We start from the raw sequence: 1,837 nt of genomic DNA, 5'->3' as shown, positions 1-1,837 counted from the left end.
CTGGCCGACAAGGGTTATTTCAGCGGTGTCGAGATTGCCACCTGCGACAAGGCGGGCATCAAGGTGACCATGCCGCGCCCGGAGACCTCGGGCAATCGCAAGAAGGGCATGTATGTGAAGGCTGACTTCAAGTATGACCCTGACCGCGACGTCTATATCTGCCCGACAGGAGATGCGCTGACCTATCGTTACACGCGCGAGGAAGACGGCCTCCAGGTCCGGCGATACTGGACCAATGAATGCCAGCACTGTCCCGTGAAATCACGCTGCACCACGGGCAAGGAGCGCCGGGTCACCCGGTGGGAATACGAGCATCTGGTGGACGAGATGCGCGACAGGCTGCGCAGCGCCGATGATCCGATGACCCTGCGCCGCAGCACGGTCGAGCATCCTTTCGGGACGATCAAGGCCTGGATGGGGACAACCCATTTCCTGATGCGCCGCCTGAAAAACGTGCGCACCGAGATGGCGCTGAACGTGCTGGCCTACAACATCAAGCGCATGGTCGCCTTGGTCGGGATCAAGCGGCTGATGGCGGCGATGCCCGCCTGAAAGAGGAAAAATCGCTCCCCAAAACCGGCCAAACTGCCCTCATCGGCGCAATATCCGCGCCACCGGCGGGTTGCATGAACCCGATCAGGCCAAAAGGCCTGCTACGAAACCATCACATCGCAAGCCGCTCTTGGCGCGAGAGTTTCCGCACAGCCTCGGCCCAGAGCCGACATTCATGTCGGCTTCAGCAGAAGGCCGTTTGCAGCCGGCTGCGTTTTGTTAACACGACTATCGTGGCGACGAGACTCTAAACACTTATCTTGGATACAAAAGGTCTTTTCTCGGCAAGCTGCGCGCCCTGAGGTGGGTCAGCACACAACCACCGTCGCGACACATCTCCGTACACTTCGCCTCGCGACGCCAGCAACGCTCACGGGCGTCAGCGGGCGCCCTACGATAGCATGGGCGGGAAGGCCGATCCCAAGCTTTCCGGTGGCAATGAAACTTGCGCCAATCTCGATGGTCCCCATCGCGGTGAGCAGCACGGCGCTGACCAGTACGATCCGCTTCAGCATTCAGTTTCCTTTCTCGGTCATAAAGATTCCACCAACCTCGCTGAGGTTTGGCACGTCTTTCACGTCAACTTTTTCCATCCCCGCCGGCGCCTCGAAGGCGAACGCGGGCTCGATACCACCGCTGCCCCAAGCCGAGAACTCGAGCATGTACTGGGGCCAGCCCTCAATCGCTCTGGAGGTGATCACGAAGCGACACGGATGCGCAACATCGCCCTGGGCGACCCAGATCTGCCAATCCACCTCGGCAGACCGGAACGCGAGGTGATCGCATTCCTCTCCGCGAATAACGCCGCTGCCGAGATCGCGCACGTCGGTCACGTCGGCGAGCAGGACCTCGCCCGCGTCGCTGGACAGCAGATCGGCGGCCGGCAGCGGAATGAGGTACTGCTCTCTGAGTGTGTCGATCAGGTCGTCCACAGTGCCGGAGACGCTCGCCTCCCCGTAGACGTTTGCGTCGTGATTGGCGACCGACAACGCCTGCCCGTTGAAGATCATCTCGACCGTGGCAAAGCCGCCGTGCCGCCAAAAGCGGATCTTGTCCGGCCGCTCCAAGGCGACGCTGCCAGAGCTCGCGATCGCGACTTTGCTGCCATCCGTCGTGACGACTTCGATGGTCGAATCGACGTCGAAAGACAACGATTTCTGTGCCCCGAGGTAGTCCGTCATTGCCGCCAGGATGGCGCGCGCTTGAGCCTCGTCCGCCCTGACAGACGTGGCCTGCACGCCGACCATCAAGAGCCCGAGGACAAGCGCCGACACGGCTCCCTTGC

At 61.6% G+C, this 1,837-nt stretch carries 2 protein-coding genes; one reads left to right on the top strand and one right to left on the bottom strand.

Translation table 11 applies throughout. From position 1 onward, the window contains the following. Nucleotides 1–552 (top strand): transposase (locus tag NWQ23_RS15990; protein WP_306167389.1); only part of this gene is annotated, 552 nt, incomplete at its 5' end. Nucleotides 553–1,067: 515 nt separating this feature from the next. On the opposite strand, the gene NWQ23_RS15985 is transcribed toward NWQ23_RS15990, so the two are convergent. Further along, a partial coding sequence (locus tag NWQ23_RS15985; protein WP_306167388.1) for a DUF2092 domain-containing protein occupies nucleotides 1,068–1,837 on the bottom strand: 770 nt, incomplete at its 5' end.

The organism is Yoonia sp. (assembly GCF_030731595.1).
Lineage (GTDB): Bacteria > Pseudomonadota > Alphaproteobacteria > Rhodobacterales > Rhodobacteraceae > Yoonia.
Note: the sequence above shows the minus strand (reverse complement) of the source record. Positions and strands in the feature narration are given on the sequence as shown.